The organism is Kitasatospora sp. NBC_01246 (genome assembly GCF_036226505.1).
Lineage (GTDB): Bacteria > Actinomycetota > Actinomycetes > Streptomycetales > Streptomycetaceae > Kitasatospora.
The window spans coordinates 1,536,873-1,553,923 of record NZ_CP108484.1; the positions used below are offsets into that span (position 1 = coordinate 1,536,873).

At 76.5% G+C, this 17,051-nt stretch carries 11 protein-coding genes; 6 read left to right on the forward strand and 5 right to left on the reverse strand.

From position 1 onward, the window contains the following. The first annotated feature begins 41 nt into the window (after nt 1-41). Entirely contained in the window at nt 42-317 is a 276-nt protein-coding gene (locus OG618_RS06725; RefSeq protein WP_329486300.1) for a hypothetical protein, read from the forward strand. Nucleotides 318-334: 17 nt separating this feature from the next. Here OG618_RS06725 and OG618_RS06730 read toward each other — a convergent pair whose 3' ends face one another. From OG618_RS06730 to OG618_RS06750, 5 genes are all read right to left on the reverse strand, one after another. Beyond that, the gene (locus OG618_RS06730; protein WP_329486301.1) at nt 335-1,336 is read right to left on the reverse strand and encodes a LuxR C-terminal-related transcriptional regulator; all 1,002 of its coding nucleotides are present in this window, start codon (nt 1,334-1,336) and stop codon (nt 335-337) included. A gap of 613 nt (nt 1,337-1,949) precedes the next feature. Beyond that, on the reverse strand, nt 1,950-2,759 hold the full coding sequence (locus tag OG618_RS06735) for a methyltransferase (RefSeq protein WP_329486302.1): 810 nt from the start codon (nt 2,757-2,759) through the stop codon (nt 1,950-1,952). Nucleotides 2,760-3,047: 288 nt separating this feature from the next. Then, entirely contained in the window at nt 3,048-5,954 is a 2,907-nt protein-coding gene (locus OG618_RS06740) for a helix-turn-helix transcriptional regulator (protein ID WP_329486303.1), read from the reverse strand. A gap of 72 nt (nt 5,955-6,026) precedes the next feature. Beyond that, on the reverse strand, nt 6,027-6,230 hold the full coding sequence (locus OG618_RS06745; protein ID WP_329486304.1) for a hypothetical protein: 204 nt from the start codon (nt 6,228-6,230) through the stop codon (nt 6,027-6,029). A 132-nt stretch (nt 6,231-6,362) separates the two neighbouring features. Further along, complete coding sequence (locus OG618_RS06750; protein WP_329486305.1) at nt 6,363-9,509, reverse strand: type 2 lanthipeptide synthetase LanM family protein; 3,147 nt, start codon at nt 9,507-9,509, stop codon at nt 6,363-6,365. A 546-nt stretch (nt 9,510-10,055) separates the two neighbouring features. Here OG618_RS06750 and OG618_RS06755 point away from each other — a divergent pair. The 5 genes from OG618_RS06755 to OG618_RS06775 all read left to right on the forward strand — a co-directional run bounded on the left by OG618_RS06755 (nt 10,056) and on the right by OG618_RS06775 (nt 17,001). After that, complete coding sequence (locus OG618_RS06755; RefSeq protein ID WP_329486306.1) at nt 10,056-10,679, forward strand: helix-turn-helix transcriptional regulator; 624 nt, start codon at nt 10,056-10,058, stop codon at nt 10,677-10,679. Next, complete coding sequence (locus OG618_RS06760; protein ID WP_329486308.1) at nt 10,676-11,320, forward strand: response regulator transcription factor; 645 nt, start codon at nt 10,676-10,678, stop codon at nt 11,318-11,320. Before OG618_RS06755 ends, OG618_RS06760 begins: the two co-directional genes overlap by 4 nt. A gap of 181 nt (nt 11,321-11,501) precedes the next feature. Next, nucleotides 11,502-14,705: an amino acid adenylation domain-containing protein gene (locus OG618_RS06765; RefSeq protein ID WP_329486309.1), complete on the forward strand. Its 3,204-nt coding sequence runs from the start codon at nt 11,502-11,504 to the stop codon at nt 14,703-14,705. Nucleotides 14,706-14,739: 34 nt separating this feature from the next. Next, nucleotides 14,740-16,008 carry a diaminobutyrate--2-oxoglutarate transaminase gene (gene ectB / locus OG618_RS06770; RefSeq protein WP_329486310.1) on the forward strand — a complete coding sequence of 423 codons (1,269 nt, stop codon included), beginning with the start codon at nt 14,740-14,742 and terminating at the stop codon, nt 16,006-16,008. A gap of 45 nt (nt 16,009-16,053) precedes the next feature. Beyond that, nucleotides 16,054-17,001: an ornithine carbamoyltransferase gene (locus OG618_RS06775; RefSeq protein ID WP_329486311.1), complete on the forward strand. Its 948-nt coding sequence runs from the start codon at nt 16,054-16,056 to the stop codon at nt 16,999-17,001. Nucleotides 17,002-17,051 lie beyond the last annotated feature (50 nt).

A 17,051-nucleotide genomic window follows, 5' to 3' on the forward strand; every position in this document is an offset into this window, starting at 1 on the left:
CCGGACCGGACCGCACGCCCCGGCCGGGAGCGGGTCCACCCATGTACTTGACCAAGACCACGGTTGACACCCCGGGCGCCGCGCCGCAGTCCGCGCGCGAGCTGCACCGGCACCTGCTGTGCAGCAGGGCCGGCACCGACTGCCTCCAGCACGCGCGGATCGACGTCCACGAGGGCTTCGTGGTGTTCAACCTCTATGTGCAGGCCCGCGACCTGCTGGACGCGGCGCGGGTGGCCGAGCAGCTCTGCTGCCGGACCATGGCCGGCGCCGGAACCTGCCCGAGCTGGGCCGTCCGCTCCACCGAGGTGGGGCCCTGAGGCCGCCGGGGACCGCGTTACTCCAGGTCGTCCGGGGTGATCCAGGCCCGCGAGACGGCCTGGGCGCCGGCCTGGAACCTGCTGCGCGCACCGAGCCTGGTGTGCAGGTCCGAGGCGACCCGGCGGGCCGTGCGGACCGAGACACCCAGCTGCCGGGCGATCGCCTCGTCGGTCAGCCCCGCGGCCAGCAGCCTGAGCACCTGGCGCTCCTGGCCGGAGAGCCCGACGTCGTCGCGCCGGCGCGCGGCGCCGAGCACGGTCGCGGACCGCCAGACCGAGTTGAACAGCGCGGTGAGGGCCGTGATGATCCCGACGCTGGAGATCACGACCGCCGCGGTGCCCTGCTCGTCGGCCGTGTCGAGCGGCACCACGGCCACCCGCCGGTCGACGATGAGCATCCGCAGGGGCAGCGACGCGGTGGTGCGCACCTCGCTGCCGAGCCCGCTGAGCCACTGGGCGTACTCCAGCGTCGGCCGGTGGTTGCGGACACTGTCCTGGTAGACCGTGCGCAACCGCACCCCGCGGTCGATCGCCTCGGCGTCCAGCGCCCGGCTGGCGTTGATGTTCTCCTCCGACTGGGCGCCGCCCGGCATGAAGGAGCTTGCCTCCCACTCGCAGCCGCGCGCGAGTTCGCTCAGCCGGTCGCGGATCGCCTCGATGCCGGACAGCCGCTCGATGCCCGGCTCCGTCTCGGCCGGGCGGCTCTCCGCGCGCTCGGCCAGCAGGGTGGACAGCGCGGCCGTCCCCTCCTCGATCTGCTGGTGCCGGCGGGCCATCTCGGCCTGCTGACGGGCCACCAGCGCCGAGAGTCCGATCTCCGGCCGGACGGCTCTTGGCCCGGGCCGGCCCGGGAACACCTGGAGCAGCGAGATGCCGGTGAGTTCGTCGAGCGCGACCCGGATCTGGGCGTGGTCCACGTCGAGCCGGCGGGCGAGGACGTCGAGGCTCTCGTCCGGGTGCTGGAGCATCGCGAGGTACACGGACTCGGCGAGGCTGCTCAGCCCAAGCCCTTCGAACATTGACCACTCCCTCCAGGGCTCGTCCGACCGTCCCGCCGGGACGCGGGTCGACCGTCCCGGCGAGGCGCGAATTCCGGACATGCCCTGACTCGGTCCGGCGGCTGACGTCGGCGCACAACCCCTGCTCTCGACGTGCACGCACTGAGTCCGGCAATTGACTTTCACAGACTGGCACTTGACGTGGCCACCCACAAGTGAGCCTGCGACGGCAGGCCGACGGCGGCGGCGCCGGCGGCCGGTGCGCCCCCCGCCGCGCCCGCCCCGGGGCGGCCCGGCCCGGCGGCCCGTCCGGCATCGTCGCGGGTCAGCGGCGCTCCGGGGCCGGTCCTCGGCCGGGCCCCGGCCGGGCCGGCGGCGGGGCCGAACGCCCGGTGGCAGGTTCCGGCCGGGCCGCGGCGCACCGGCACGGGCCCCGGCGCACTCACCCCGGTAGCAGCGCACGGCCACGCGCCCGGCGCCCTTTCGCACCACCGTCGGCCGCCGTTCCCGGCCGGCGGTGGTCACCACCGCGTTTCCGGCCTCCGCGCGGATTCCGGCCTCCGCGCGGGTGCGGGCCCCGCGTGCTTCCGGCCCCGCGCGCTTCGGTCCCCCGCCCGACCGCCGGCCGGTACGGCTACCGGGGCGCGGCGCCGCGCCGGGCCACCAGGTGGAACAGCCGGGCGAACCCGCGGTAGGGATCGCGCAGCCCGGCCTGCCACTCCAGCTCGCAGAGGTCCACGAACTCCTCCGGTGACGGCTCGTCACGGCGGTGGTCGGAGAAGACCCGCACGCCGAACCACTCCACCGTCGGAGCGCCGAGCCCGGCCAGCCGCCGGCCGAGGTCCTGCGGGGTGTCCGGCCGGGTCGGCAGGTACTGCCCGCCCCGCTCGCCGGACTCCAGCAGGGTCGCCAGCGCGCCCCGCCAGTCGCCCTGGAGCCCGTCGCGCATCGCCTGGGAGTCGCGGTTCACGGTGAGCAGCGAGAGCAGGCCGCCGGGCGCGGCCAGCCGGACCAGCGCGTCCAGCATCGGGCCCGGGTCGGTGAGGTAGAGCAGGACGCTGTGGCAGCAGACCAGGTCGAAGCCCGTCCCGACCAGGTCGGGCGCCGCTTCGCCCAGCCCCTGGACCAGGGTCACCCGCCGGCCGACCTCGGGGGGCTCCGCGGCGACCAGGTCGGCGGCGGCCCGCAGCAGGGTCTCGTCGTTGTCCACCACGGTCACCTCGTGCCCGGCCCGCGCCAGGAGGACCGCCTGCCGGCCGAAGCCGCCGCCGATGTCGACCACCCGGCAGGGGCGCTGCGGCAGGTGCCGGGCCAGCGCGCGGGTGACCAGGTCGAACCGGACCTCGCCGCGGATGCTCCGGGCGTGGTCGAGGTAGGCGTCGGCCCGCGCCTGCGCGGAGTCCGTCCAGAGGTTCCGCTCCGGCCAGGCGGCGGGTTTCGTCATCGGGGGTCGGTCCCTTCCTGGATGCCGTCGTGGTGCGGGCGCCGCGGGACCTCGGCCGGCCGGTCCCGGAGAGGCGCCGCGCAGCCAGTGTGCTGCTCCCGACGGGCCGTTGTCCCGGGCCGGCCGGTGGCCGAAACCTGCACCGGCATGAACCGGCCCGTTCCGCCCGGTCCGGCCGCTTCCGCCCGGCCGGAAACCGCCCCGGGCGCCGGTTCCGGGCGGCAGCAACCGACCACTTGCGCGCCGGGCGCCGGACCCCGACCGCGCCCCCGCCGGCCCCGCCCGCCCTCAGGACTGCTGCGCCGCCAGCGCGCAGAGCTCGGACCGGTTCGGCAGCCCGGTCTTGGCGATCAGGCTGGCGACGTGCTTCTCGACGGTGCGCGGCGAGATGTAGAGCCGGGCGGCGATGTCCTTGTTGCTGAGCCGGTCGGCCAGCAGCTGGAAGATCTCGTACTCACGGACCGTCATGCCCTTGAGCCGCAGCTGCGCCGGGATCCGGTTGCTGCCGGTGCGGTGCTGGCGGACGGGCGCGCCGATGGCCCGGAGCAGCGTCCGGCAGGCGCCGACGACGGCGGTGGCGGAGGTCTCCCGGAAGTGGTGCTCGGCCTCCCGGAGCCATCCCTCCGGGTCGCCCCAGCCCAGGGCGTGCGCCTCCTCGGCGATCAGCCGCTGTCCGAGGTGGCGGGCGGTGGGGTAGGGCGCACCGACCTCCTGGGCGAGCTGGGCGGCCCGGCCGGCCGCCTCGGGATCGCCCTCGCGGCCGAGCAGCACGGCGTCGGCGAGCAGGACGAAGTGCCGGTTCCACCGCATCCGGCCGGCCGAGCTGGCGGCCACCCGGTCGAGGCGGCCGCGGTCGAGGCGGCCGTCCAGCAGGTCGAGCAGCAGGCCGAGGCCGTGCCGGCCGCCGAGGTGGAAGGTGCTCGGGTTCTCGGCCTCCAGGGCCTGGAGGCCGGCCATGTCCCGGGCGGCCCGGTCCCGGTCCTCCTCCAGGAGGGCGCAGAACACCCGGGCCAGTCCGAGGGCGAGCGGCTCCTCGGGCGAGCCGCTGCCGCCCCAGCGGCCGAACTCGGTGAGCGACTCCTCCATGGCGGCCCGGTCGCCCTGATGGGCCGCCAGGACGGAGCGGGTCATCAGCAGGTAGCGGGCGACCGGGGTCAGCCGCAGCCGGGCCGCCATGGTCAGCGCCTCGTCGCCCAGCACCCGGGCCTCGGCGAACCGGCCGCAGAGCACGTCGTGCAGGGCGAGGATGCCGTCGAGGGTGTAGACGACGGTGACGGCGCCCAGGCGGCGGGCCTCGGTCCGGGCCTCGTCCAGGGTGGCGGTGCCGCCGTCGGCCAGCCAGCGGCTGCCGCCGAGCCGGGTGAGCGCGTACATCCGCTGGAGCGGCAGGCTGTGCCGCTCGGCGGTGTTCATGGCCCGTTCCAGGTAGGTGACCGCCTCGGCCGGGTCGCGCTCGCGGGCGACGACGCCCAGCAGCTCCCAGGCCTGGCAGGCGACCAGCGGCTGGTCGTGCTTCTCGGCGGTGTCGATCGCGGCGCGGGCCAGCCGTTCGGCCCGCTGAGTGCGGTCCTGGCCGGGGGTGTCGAGGCACAGGTAGGCCTCCACCACGTCGGTCAGCGCGGTGTGCGCCTCGTCCGGGTCCGGTCCGAGCAGGGCGCGGGCCCGCTCGATCTGGTTGTTGCCGTCGGCCCAGCGGCCCGCCATGTAGGCCACCTGTGCCAGCCGGGTGTGCAGGGCCGCCAGCCGGGGCGCGCCCAGACCGGCGCCGACCAGCTCCCGCAGGCTGCTCGCGAGGCTGAGCGCGCGGGTCAGCTCGCCGGTCTCGGCGAGGGCGGGCAGCAGGGCCTCCAGGGCCTCGGCGCGGGCGGCCGAGTCGGTGCCCCCGGCCAGCAGGGTCTCGGCCCGGTCGAGCAGGGTGACCGCGGAGCCGACCGTGCCGTTGGCGAGGGCGCGGCGGCCGGCCTCGGTGAACAGCCGGCCGGCCCGGACGGGGTCGCCGGCGTCGGCGCGCAGGGTCGCGGCCAGCGGGCACCAGTCGCCCTGGAGGTCGGGGTGGAGGGCCTCGATCGCGTCGGCGGCCTGGTGGGACAGGGCGGCCCGGGCGGTCGGGGTGAGCTGGGCGAGCAGTGCCTCGGCGGTCAGCGGGTGCTGGAAGGCGTACCAGTCGGGGGCGGGCTCGTCGGCCGCGACCAGCCGGGCGGTGACACCGGCGTGCAGGTGGCTGAGCAGGCTGCGGTCGTCGGCGCCGGTCATCAGCTGGAGCACCGACAGGGGGAAGCGCCGGCCGAGCACGGCGGCGGCGGAGAGCAGGGTCTGCCCCTGCGGGCCGAGTTCGTCGATGCGGTGGATGGCGCCTTCGAGGAGCGCCCTCGGCACGTTGCGGCGCAGGTTCCCGGCCACCCGCCAGGCGGTGTTCTCGCGGACCAGCGCGCCACCGGTGACGGCGCCCTGGAGGAGTTCCTCGACCAGGAACGGGATGCCGGCGCTGTCCTCCCGGATCTGCGTCAGCACTTCGGCGGGCACCAGGCCCGGCTCGGTGTCCAGGCAGGACGCGATCAGGCGGTTCACCTCGTCGTCGTCCAGCGGCGCCAGCCGGAAGACCGTTCCGCTGCGGCGGCGCCCGGCCGACTCGGCGAGCAGGAGTGCCTCGCCCGGTTCCGACCGGACGGTCGCCACCAGCATGACCGGCTGCTGTTCGAGGTTGTCGACGAGGTACTCGACGACGGCCAGCGTCTCGGTGTCGGCGTCGTGCAGGTCCTCCAGGACCAGCAGGCAGCCCTGGTCGCGGCCCGCGGAGGCGAGCAGCCGCAGGACGGCCTCGGCGAGCACCACGGTCGATCCCTGGTCCGGGGTGCCGGTGCTCCAGTCCGGGATGAGCCGGCCGAGCACCGGGCGGTAGGGGCCGAGGCTCGCTTCGTCCGGCGTCTCCCCGCCGCGTGAGAGCGGCATCAGCGCCTCGGTGAGCGGCCGGAGCGGCACCATCGGTCCGATGGTGCTGCTCCGGCCCCGCAGGACGCGGACTCCTGCGTCGACCGCCTCGCCGATCAGCTCGGCGACCAGTCGCGACTTACCGATTCCGCCCTCGCCGACCAGGAATGTGGTACAGCCGCGCGAGCGGCGGAGATCCCGCAGTGATTCGCCGAGTCCGGCGACTTCGGCATCACGGCCGATGAGATGGGCTGCCCGCACACGCATAGCCCCGGATAGTAGTCGCTCTCCCCGCGGAGCGTCGTGTTCATGTTCGGATCGGCCCTACGTGAGTGCAGGTCAGAACGGCACCGAGACAGTGGTGGTGATGGAGCCGAGGCCCACGACCACGCCGCTGCCGAGGCTCATTCCGGCCAGGGCCCGGGTCCGGGCGCAGGCCCCGTTCCGGCGGACCAGGCGGATCTCGCCGGCCGGGTCCGGGGTGGTCGCGGCCTGGTTCGTGGCCTCGCTGCGGACAGCACCGTTGTACAGGGAGTGGGACATGGGGCTTTCCTTTCCATTCGGGAAGCGGTGCGTGGTGATAAGTGGCGCTGTTCTCTGCTGTTTTGTTTTCGTTTCAGGTGGTCTTGTGCTATTCGGTCCTGTTTGTTTCTCTTCGGTTCTCTTCGGTTCTCTTCAGATGGTCGAAGGGGCCGGTGGGGGGCCGGGGGCCGCGTCCAGCAGCAGGACGGAGGGCACGGTGTCGGCGAAGCCCAGCCGGAGCAGCGCGTAGCCGATCCCGGAGAGCCCGGTGAGCAGCCCCGGCGTCGGCACCTGTCCGGGGGTCCCGCAGCGGGGTCCCCAGTCGTGGAGCTGTCCGAGGACCGTTCCGGCCCGGCCGGTCAGGCTGTTGCGCGCGCCGCGGTGGCCGCGCTCGGCGAGCGCCGCCAGCGCCTCCGCGGTGCCCAGCTCTCCGTGGCAGAGGCTGAGGTCCGCCACCGGCGGCTGTCCGGTGAGCCGGTGCACGGCGTCCCGCAGCGGGCTGTCGGGCTGCTCGGCGCACAGGCCCGCGTCGGCCGCCGCCAGCACGGTGCCGGCCGTCCCGGAGCACCAGCCGCCGGTGAGCCGGTCCGCCGCCAGGGCGGTGGTCAGCCGGGCCCGGCCGGCGGCGGCGAACCGCGCGCCGCGCGGGCCGCCGGTGAACCGGGCGTGCCGGGTGAGCGCCCAGCCGATCCCGGCCTCCCCGAAGGCGAAGCCGACCCGGTCCGGCGCCGCGGCGCCGAGCGGACCGGGCGGCGGCAGGCCGAGCAGCCGCTCGGCGATCCGGTCCGCGAGCTCGGCGGCCCGCTCCAGCCCGCGCTCGCGGTGCACCGCGTGCAGGGCCGCGAGCGCCCCGGCCAGGCCCGCCGAGACGCCGGGCCGGGCCTCCTCGTCGAGCGCCGCCACGGCCAGCGCGTCCAGGGCGGCCGGCAGGCAGTCGGCGAGGCCCTCGTCGACCAGGCCGGCCAGCCGGGCGAGCGAGTAGCAGAGGCCGCCCAGGCCCTCGAAGCCGCCCGGGCCCACCGCCAGGCTCAGCTCCGGGTCGGCGGCGGCCGCGGCGACGAGGTCGGGCAGCGGGGCGACCGCCGCCCGGGCCAGACCGGTGTGGCGGGCGGAGCCGGTCAGCGCGCCGAGCTGGGCCAGGAACAGCGCCACCCCGCAGTAGCCCTGGGCGAGCCCGGCGCCCATCGGCAGCACCGTCCAGTGCTCGTCGACGGCCTCCAGGCCGATCCAGTTGACCCGCCCGTGGCCGCTCACGGAGCGGCCGGCGATCTCGTCGGCGATCCCGGAGGCGGCGGCGAGCAGCGCGGACGGCTCCGGGACGGCGGCGGGCGAGGGGCGGGTGCGCCCACCCGTCCGGTGCCGGGGGCCGGTGGCGTCCGGCCCGACGGAGGCCAGCGTGGCCGAAATGATCCATTCCTGGTCGTGGCGGTCGACGGTGTTCATGCCGTCGAGCTTCGCCCGCGCGGTGGCGAGGCCGGAGGTGTCCAGGACGCCGGGCACCGGGCTCCCGTCCGAGGCGAACACCGCGGGCTCGCCGGGCCGGTGGAAGAAGACCGGGACGTCGCCGTCCCACAGGTCGGCGATCTCGTGCTCGATCAGGGCCTGCCGGGCCGGGTCGCCCTGCGATTCGGCCCAGAGCACCGCGAACAGGGCGTCGCGGTCGAGCCCGTCGCCCAGCAGCTGCGGGTGGGTCGCCTCGGCCAGCAGGGTGGCGTAGAGCATCGTCGGGCGGATCACGAGCCGGCCGACGGCCGCCGCCCCGGTGGCCAGCAGCCCGGCCGGGTCGGCGAGTTCGGCCCGGTGCCGGACGACAGCGTCGTACCCGGCGCGGAACCCGGCCAGCGTCGCGGAGAGCCGGTCCGCGCTGCCGGCTCCCGGCACGACGCCGTACGGCCGGTTCTTGGCACCGGTGAACGGCGCCCCGCGGCGCACCAGGCGCATCTCGTCGGTGCCGGTCTCCTCCCAGACCATCCGGGTGTTGGGGAACTCCCCGCCCGGCGCGGCGCCGAGGGCGGAGACGTCGACCGCGCCCAGCTCACCGACCAGCAGCTGGGGCAGCAGGCAGGTGCGGTGCACCGAGGCGGCGTGCGCCGCGGCCGCCGGGTCCGGCAGGGTGGTGCTCCCCTCGCCGAGGACAGGGTGCAGCAGCGTCTCCACGTCGACGAGCACCGGCTGGTCGCCGTGCGCGAGGAGGTTCTCGCAGTGCAGGTCCACCCCTTCGAGGGTGTAGGCGAGGGCGAGCAGGGCGCCCTGGCGGCGGTGGAACCGATCGATCTCGACCAGCGAGCGGCAGGGCCGGTGCTCGATGAACTCCAGCCAGCCGTAGCCGTCCCCGCCGACCCAGCGCGGGGTGCGCGGCGCCAGGCCCGGCACCTTGGCGTCCAGCCAGTCCGTCATGGCGTCCAGGAGCGCGTGCTGGCCGATCGGCCGGGGCTTGTAGACCGCGGTGGCGCCGGCGGCGAACCGCAGCACCGCCACCGACCGGCCCTGCTGGTGGAGGTCCCCGCGGCCCAGCTCGACGGCGGCCAGCGGGCCCTGGTCCCGGCCGTCGAACAGCCCCGCGGTCAGCGCCGGCCGGTCGGCGGCGAGCCGGGTCAGCAGCTCCGCGCCGGAGCGGGCGGTGTGACGGGACGTCCGGGCCATCAGCCGGGCGAGCACCGGGTAGCGGGTGAACAGCCGGGCCAGTCCGGCCCGGGTGCCGGTGCGGGCCGCGAAGTCGGCGAACCGGTCCGCGCCGGTGGCGCCGGCCAGGCCGCCCGCGTCCCGGGCGGCGGCGAGCTCCACGACCAGTGTCCGGGCCGCCTCGCCGGCGAGGCGCTCGGCCAGCCAGCGCGAGTACGCCGGGGCGAACACCGCCAGGTCGGCCGGATCGGCGCCGCCCGCCAGCGCCCGCGCCGTCAGCTCGGCGGTGGCGGCCGCCACCAGCGGGCGCAGCAGCGGTGCGAACACCGTCGCCCCCTCGCCCGCTTCGAGCGGCACGCCCCCGGGGTGCTCCGGCGCGCCGGCGACGGCCCGCTCCGCGAAGACCGCCCACGACGGCTTGGCCAGCCGGCCGGCCAGGCGCTCCGGCGCCTCGGCGGCGAGTGCCGCGGCCAGCCCCGGGTCGACGCCCAGCCGGGCCAGCCGGGCGGCCTCGCAGGCCTGCTCGACCGCCGAGCGGGTGCGTGCCCCGGCCGTCGGGCCCGCCGCCGGCGCCACCGGCGGGTGCGGGGCCGACAGCCGTTCGCGCAGCGTCGCGGCCGGCGCCCACCAGGAGGGCGCCGGCCCTGAGGCCCGGGAAGCGGTGTCGGTTGTGGTCACGTCCGCCACCCTTCCAGCGGCACGACCCTCCGTACAGGGGAGCACCACCCGTAGATTTCGCCGCGGACTACCCAGACGCCGTACCCGGCGTGCCCCAGCTTTGCGCGCCCGGGTGGTCGGACGGGTCGCGGGGGCGGGCGCCGGGTCGGTCCGGGGGGCCGCCGGGACCGCGCGGAGCTGCGGCGGAGCGGTCCCGCGGCCACCCGCGGCGCCACCCGCCGCACCCGGTCGCGGCGGGGCGGCGGCGGGCGACGGCGGGTGCGGCCGGGGGCGGGGGTCCGCGGTCGCACGGGCGCGCCGCCCCCGGTGGGCGGCAGCGGGCCGCCCCCACCCTTCGGGCCCGCCGCCCCGTACCGGACGGACCGGGACGATTCCCCGGCGGATCCGGACGGGGCGCCCGGCACCGTCCGCGCGACGGGGGCCGTCCGGACCGGCCCCGGCGCCCCCCGCGGCGGGGAATGCGGGTGATCGCGCCCCATGCGGCACGGCGCACCGGAAGCGAAGACTCCTCGCCGAGAGGTTCACCCCGCTGACCGAGGAGTGCACATGGGCAACCCCCTGCCGCTTTGTGTCGTGGCCCTGGACCCGGTGCTGGAAGCCGGCGCCGTCAGCGCGCTGTCCGGCAACCCGGACATCGCCCTGGTCCAGCCCGAGGAGAAGGCCGACGTCGCCGTCGTCCTGGTCGACCGGGTGGACCGTCAGGAGCTCGACCTGGTGACCGCGACGCGCACCGGACCGCACCGGCCCGCCGTCGTCGTGATCGCCGCCGACCTGTCCCCGGCCGAGGCCGCGGACGCCATCAACGCCGGGGCCCGCGGCCTGCTGCGCCGGCGCGAGGTCAACGCCGACCGGCTGGCGCGGACGGTGCTCACCGTGGCCGGCGGCGACTGCACGGTGCCGCCCGACCTGATCGACGGGCTCCTCGACCACGGCACCGACCTCGACCCGCACCCCGGCGCCCGCGGCCACGGCCCCGGCTGGGGCCTGGACGAACGGGAGCGCGCCGTCCTGCGGCTGGTGGCCGACGGCCACGAGACCGACGAGATCGCCCGGGCGCTCTGCTACTCCGCACGGACCGTCACCACCGTGGTCCGCGACATCACCCAGCGGTTCCGGCTGCGCAACCGCGCCCACGCGGTGGCCTACGCCCTGCGGGCGGGTCTGCTGTGAGCGCCCTCGCCCTCGCCACCAGGCCAGAGACCGAGCGGCGGCCCGCCACCGCCCTGCGCGTCCACCTCGGCCCGGCGGGCGGGCCGGCCCGCGAGAAGGTGGCCGCCAACCTGCGCCGGGCCGGCATCGAACTCGCGGCCGGCCACTCCGGGGCCACCGTCCGGGTGGCCGCCGGGCCGACGCCCGGCGCCGCGCTGGACGGCTGGCCGGAGCCCGACGGCCGCCCGCTGCTGCTGGTCGCCGACACCTTCACGGCCGACGGGGTCCGGCGGGCCGTCCGCGCCGGCGCGGTGGCCATGCTGCAGTCCGCCGAGGCCACCCCGGAACGCCTGCTCACCGCCGTCCGCTGCGCCCGGCACGGCGAGGGCCGGATGCCCTACGGCGTCCTGGTCGGCCTGCTCGGCCCGGCGGAGGACGGCGCGCCCGCCCCGCGCCGGCCCGCCCCCGACTCCCCGCTGACGGCCCGGCAGACCGCCGTCCTCGGCCTGGTCGCCGAGGGCCACGGGAACGCGGCCATCGCCCGCGAACTCTCCTGCTCCGAGCACACCGTGAAGAACGTCATCTACGACCTGATGGCCCGGCTCCAGGTCCGCAACCGGGCCCACGCGGTGGCCCACGCCGTCCGCACCGGGCTGATCTGACCCGGCGACGCCCCGGCCCGCCGCGGCCGGAGCCGCCGAACAGAGACATTGACGCAGCAAAAGCGGCGCCCCGCGCTGCCGCTCCTTCCCTACTCCCCCGCCGCACCCGACCGGCAAGCTCCGGTTGTGCCCCGACCACCCGGGGCGCGCGACGTTCTGACTACCCCTTGGAGGTGAGCCGGTGGACCGCGGTGACGTCCGGACGACATCGTTCTCGCAGCAACGGCTGTGGTTCCTCGACCAGCTGCGGCCCGGTACGGCGGATCATCTGCTGCCGCTGGCCCTGCGCCTGCGCGGCGGCGTCGACGCCGCCGCCCTCGCCGCCGCCCTGACCGCCGTGGTCGCCCGGCACGAGGTGCTGCGCACCCGGTACGCGGCCGCCGACGGCGAGCCGGTGGCCCGGGTGGCGCCCGCCGTCGAGGTCCCGCTGGAGACCGTCGAGGCGCCCGCCCCCGGCGAAGCCGGCATCACCGCCGTCCTCGACCTGGTGCTGCACCGGCCGATCGAGCTGACCACCGCGCCGCCGCTGCGGGCCACCCTGGCCCGGCTCGCGGCCGACGACCACCTGCTGGTCGTCGTGGTGCACCACATCGCCTTCGACTTCTCCTCCTGGAACGTCTTCACCCGCGAGCTGGCGGCCGCCTACCGCGCGGCGACCACCGGCGGCCCCGACGGCCTGCCGGACCTCCCGCTCCAGTACGCCGACTTCGCGGCCCGCCAGCACGAGCGCACCACCGGACCCCGGCTCGCCCGGCAGCTCGGCTACTGGGGCTCCCGGCTGGCCGGGCTGCCGCCCCTGGAGCTGCCCACCGACCGCGCCCGGCCCGCCGAGTGGGACGGCGCCGCCGCGGTGGCCCGGTTCACCCTCCCCGCCGAGTTGGTGGCACGCGCCGACCAGCTGGCCCGGTCCCGGCGCGCCACCCGGTTCATGGTGCTGCTGGCCGCCTTCCAGGCCCAGCTGGGCCGGTACAGCGGGCAGAGCGACTTCGCCGTCGGCACCCCGGTCGCCGGCCGGGGCCAGGCCGCCACCCGGGACCTCATCGGCCCGTTCGTCAACACCGTGGTGCTGCGCGCCGACCTGTCGGGCCGGCCGAGCTTCGGCGAGCTGGTGGACCGGGTCCGCAGCGGCTCCCTCGCCGACCTCTCGCACGCCGAGACGCCGTTCGAACGCGTCGTCACCGAGCTGGCCCCGGACCGCGACCTCAGCCGCAACCCGCTCTTCCAGGTCTCCTTCCTGACCCTCGACTCCCAGGCCGAACCGCCCGCGCTGCCCGGCCTGGACGTCGAGCTGGTGCCCACCCCCGTCGCCGGGACGCCGTTCGACCTGGCGCTGGACCTGCTCGGCCGCCCCGACGGCAGCCTGGGCCTGCGCCTGCAGTACGCCACCGCGCTGTTCGCCCCCGAGACGGCGGCCCGCCTCACCGAGGACTACGTCGGGCTGCTGCGCGAGGTGCTCGCCGCCCCGGACGAACCGCTGGCCCTCGCCACCGCCCGGCTGGCGCCGCTGCCCTCCGGCGAGCGCCGCCGCCGGCTCGCGCTCGGCCTCGGCGCCGCCCGCGAGGTGCCCTCCCCCACCGTCACCGACCTCTTCGAACGGCAGGCCCGCAGCACCCCGGACGCCATCGCCGTCCGCTCCACGGACGGCGAGCTGAGCTACGCCGGACTCGACGCCCGGGCCGACCGCCTGGCGCACCGGCTGCGCGGCCTCGGCGTCGCCCGCGGCGTCCGGGTCGGCGTCCTGCTGGAGCGCGGCACCGGCCTGCTCACCGCGCTGCTCGCCGTCCTCAAGGCGGACGGCGTCTACGTCCCGCTCGACCCGATGCACCCGGTGAAGCGGATCGGCTACCTGGTCGAGGACACCGGGGCGGCCGTGGTGGTCACCACCGGCGCGCTGGCCGGCCGGGTGGCGGACACCGCCGCGACCACCCTGCTGCTCGACGGCGACGGCCCGCAGACCGGCCCGGTGACCCGGCCGGACCGGCTCGACCGGACCACCGGCCAGGACGACCTCGCCTACGTCTTCCACACGTCCGGCTCGACCGGCATGCCCAAGGGCGTGCAGATCCCGCACCGGGCGCTGACCAACTTCCTCCGGTCGATGGCCGCCCGGCTGGAGCTGCCGCCGCACGCCACCGTCCTCGGACTGACCACCGCCTCCTTCGACCCCTCGATGCTGGAGCTCTGCCTGCCGCTGCTCACCGGCGCCCGGCTGGTGCTCGCCGACACCGAGCAGGCCCGCGACCCCGAGCGGCTGATCCGCCTGATCGGCGAGGCCCGCCCGCACGTCGTCCAGGCCACCCCCTCGATGCTGCGGATGCTGACCGACACCGGCTGGCTGCCCGCTCCCGGCCTCACCGTGCTCTCCGGCGGCGAGAAGCTGCACACCGAGCTGGCGGCGACGCTCGCCGCCGGCGGCGCCCCGGTGTGGGACCTCTACGGGCCGACCGAGGCCACCATCTGGACCAGCGTGGCCCGCCACGGCGCCGACGGACAGGTGCTGAGCTGGGCCGCGGTGGACAACACCAGCGTCCGGGTGCTCGACGACCGGCTGGAGCCGGTGGCCGAGGGCGGCACCGGGCAGGTCTGCATCGGCGGCGACGGCCTCGCCTGGGGCTACCGCGGGCGGCCCGGCCAGACCGCCGGCGCCTTCCTCCCCGACCCGCACGCCACCGTCCCCGGCGGCCGGCTCTACACCACCGGCGACCTCGGCCGGCTGCGCCCGGACGGCTCGCTGGAGATCCTCGGCCGCAGCGACCACCAGGTGAAGATCCGCGGCCACCGGATCGAACCGGGCGAGATCGAGGCCGCGCTGCTCGCCCTGGACGGCGTGCGCTCCGCCGTCGTCCACCCGACCCCGGACGGCTCCGGCGGCCGCCAGCTCACCGCCTACCTGGTCGCGGAGGACGCCGAACGGCCGCCCACCGGCGAGGAGCTGCGCGCCGCCCTGCTCGACTCGCTGCCGCACCACCTCGTCCCGGCCGCGTTCGTGCTGCTGGACGCCATCCCGACCGCGGTCAGCGGCAAGGTCGACCGGCACGCGCTGCCGGTGCCGGAGCCCCGCACGGCCACCGCCGCCTCCGCCGCCCCGCGCACCCCGCGGGAGCGGGCCGTCGCCGCGGTCTGGGAGGAGGTCCTCGGCAGCACCGGGATCGGCGCCCACGACGACTTCTTCCGGCTCGGCGGGCACTCGCTGCTCGCCACCCGGGTGGCCGTACGGCTGCGCGCCGCCCTCGGGGTGGACGTGCCGGTGCGGGCGCTCTTCGACCACCCCACCGTCGCCGCCCTCGCCGCGGCCCTGGACGGCTACCCGCGGACGGCCGCGGACGGCCCGCTGCCCCGGCTGACCGCCCGCCCGCGCGGGGACCGCGCGACCGCGGGCCGCTGACCCCTCCTTGCCCTCCTCGCCCCAAGGAACCCCCATGACCACCGCCACCACCACCGACACCTCCGTCTTCGAGAAGCTCGAATCCGAGGTGCGGTCGTACTGCCGCACCTTCCCCGTGGTGTTCGAGCGCGCCAAGGGCGCGCTGCTGCACACCGACGACGGCCGGGCCTTCATCGACTTCTTCTGCGGCGCCGGCAGCCTCAACTACGGGCACAACGACGACGCGGTCAAGCAGCGCGTCCTGGACTACCTCGCCGCCGACGGCGTGATGCACGGCCTGGACATGCACACCGTCGCGAAGCGCGAGTTCCTCACCCGCTTCAACGAGATCGTCCTGCGGCCGCGCGGGCTCGACTTCAAGGTGCAGTTCACCGGCCCGACCGGCACCGACGCGGTGGAGGCGGCCCTCAAGCTGGCCCGCCGGGCCACCGGCCGCACCGGGCTGACCGCCTTCACCGGCGCCTACCACGGCATGTCGCGCGGCTCGCTGGAGGTCACCGGCAGCCGCCGCGCCCGCCGGGCCGGCGCGGTGACCGGCGGCGACGTCACCTTCGTGCCCTTCGAGGACGGCCCGCTCGGCCCGTTCGACTCGATCGACCTGATCGAGCGGCTCTGGGCCGACCCGTCCTCGGGCACCGAGCCGCCGGCGGCGGTCGTCGTCGAGCCGGTGCAGATGGAGGGCGGCGTCTACCCGGCGAGCCGGGAGTGGCTGCGCCGCCTGCGCGGCGTCACCGAGCAGTACGGCGTGCTGCTGATCCTCGACGAGATCCAGTCCGGCTGCGGCCGCACCGGCACCTTCTTCGGCTTCGAGGACGCCGGGATCGTGCCGGACATCGTCACCGTCTCCAAGTCGCTCAGCGGCTACGGGCTGCCGCTCTCGCTCACGCTGTTCCGCCGCGAGCTGGACCTGTGGCAGCCCGGCGAGCACACCGGCACCTTCCGCGGCAACCAGCTGGCCTTCGTCGCGGCCACCGCCGCCTGCGAGTTCTGGCAGCAGGACGCCTTCCTGACCGGACTGGAGCGGAACTCGGCCCGGCTCGACCGGTTCCGGACGGAGCTCGCCACGCTGGACCCGGAGCTGGTGCTGCGCGGCCGGGGCATGGTGCTCGGCATCGACACCGCCCCGGCGGGCGGCGCCGACCGCGCCGAGCGCGTCCAGCGGTACGCCTTCGACCACGGCCTGATCATCGAGCGCTGCGGCCGGCACGACGAGGTCCTCAAGGTGATGCCCCCGCTGACCATCGCGCCCGAGCTGCTGGACGAGGGCCTCGGCGTCCTGCACGACGCCCTGCGCGCCAACTGACGGTCCGCCACCCGAGTCACCGAGCCACCCGAGGAGGAACCCCCGATGCCCCGACCGCCCCGCCGCCACCTGGTCTCCCTGGACGACCTCTCCGACCGCGAGCTGCGCTGGATCGCGTACCGCGGCGCCCAGTACGCCGCCGGCGAGTGCGAGAGCGCCCGGCCGCTCTCCGACGCCGTCGTCGGCGTGCTGTTCCGCAAGACCTCCACCCGCACCCGCACGGCGTTCTCCGCCGGCGCGCTGCGGCTCGGCGCCCGGCTGATCACATACGGTCCCGACGACCTCCAGGAGAACACCGGCGAGACCACCGAGGACACCGCCGAGGTGCTCTCCCGGATGCTCGACGTGCTGGTGGCGCGCACCGCCGGCAGCACCGAGGAACTCCGCGCCTACGCCGCCCAGCAGCGGATGTCCGTCGTCAACGCGATGAGCGCCGCCGAGCACCCCACCCAGGCGCTCACCGACCTCACCACCATGCTCGGCCACTTCGGGCGGATCGAGGGACTGCGGGTGCTCTACGCGGGGGAGGGCAACAACACCGCCTCGGCGCTCGCCCTCGCGCTCGCCCGCTTCCCCGGCGCCGAGCTGCACCTGCGGACCCCGGCCGGCTACGGGCTCGACCCGGCCTACCTCGACCGCGCCCGCACCCTCGCCAAGGAGGCCGGCGCCCTGGTCGAGGAGCGGCACGACATGGCCGACCTGCCGGAGGCCGACGTCGTCTACACCACGCGCTGGCAGACCACCGGCACGGCCAAGGCCGACCCCGACTGGCGGCGCGACTTCGAGCCGTTCCGGGTCGACTCCTCCGTGCTCGCGGCCTGCCCCGGCGCCGTCTTCATGCACGACCTGCCGGCGCACCGCGGCGACGAGGTGACCGGCGACGTGCTGGACGGCCCCGCGAGCATCGCGTTCCAGCAGGCCGAGAACAAGTACCACAGCGCCCGCGCGGTCCTGGAGTGGTGCCTCGGCGGCATCCCGGCCGAACAGGCCTGACGGCCGGTCGGCCACCGGCGGACGACCCGGCGCACGTTTCCCAGGGAGGT

Excerpts from the sequence above, each read along its gene's own strand:
- OG618_RS06725 (WP_329486300.1), top strand. The coding sequence starts at position 42 with ATGTACTTGACCAAGACCACGGTTGACACCCCGGGCGCCGCGCCGCAG.
- OG618_RS06745 (WP_329486304.1), bottom strand. The coding sequence starts at position 6,230 with ATGTCCCACTCCCTGTACAACGGTGCTGTCCGCAGCGAGGCCACGAAC.
- OG618_RS06730 (WP_329486301.1), bottom strand. The coding sequence starts at position 1,336 with ATGTTCGAAGGGCTTGGGCTGAGCAGCCTCGCCGAGTCCGTGTACCTC.
- OG618_RS06740 (WP_329486303.1), bottom strand. The coding sequence starts at position 5,954 with ATGCGTGTGCGGGCAGCCCATCTCATCGGCCGTGATGCCGAAGTCGCC.
- OG618_RS06775 (WP_329486311.1), top strand. The coding sequence starts at position 16,054 with ATGCCCCGACCGCCCCGCCGCCACCTGGTCTCCCTGGACGACCTCTCC.
- OG618_RS06735 (WP_329486302.1), bottom strand. The coding sequence starts at position 2,759 with ATGACGAAACCCGCCGCCTGGCCGGAGCGGAACCTCTGGACGGACTCC.
- OG618_RS06755 (WP_329486306.1), top strand. The coding sequence starts at position 10,056 with ATGGGCAACCCCCTGCCGCTTTGTGTCGTGGCCCTGGACCCGGTGCTG.
- ectB (WP_329486310.1), top strand. The coding sequence starts at position 14,740 with ATGACCACCGCCACCACCACCGACACCTCCGTCTTCGAGAAGCTCGAA.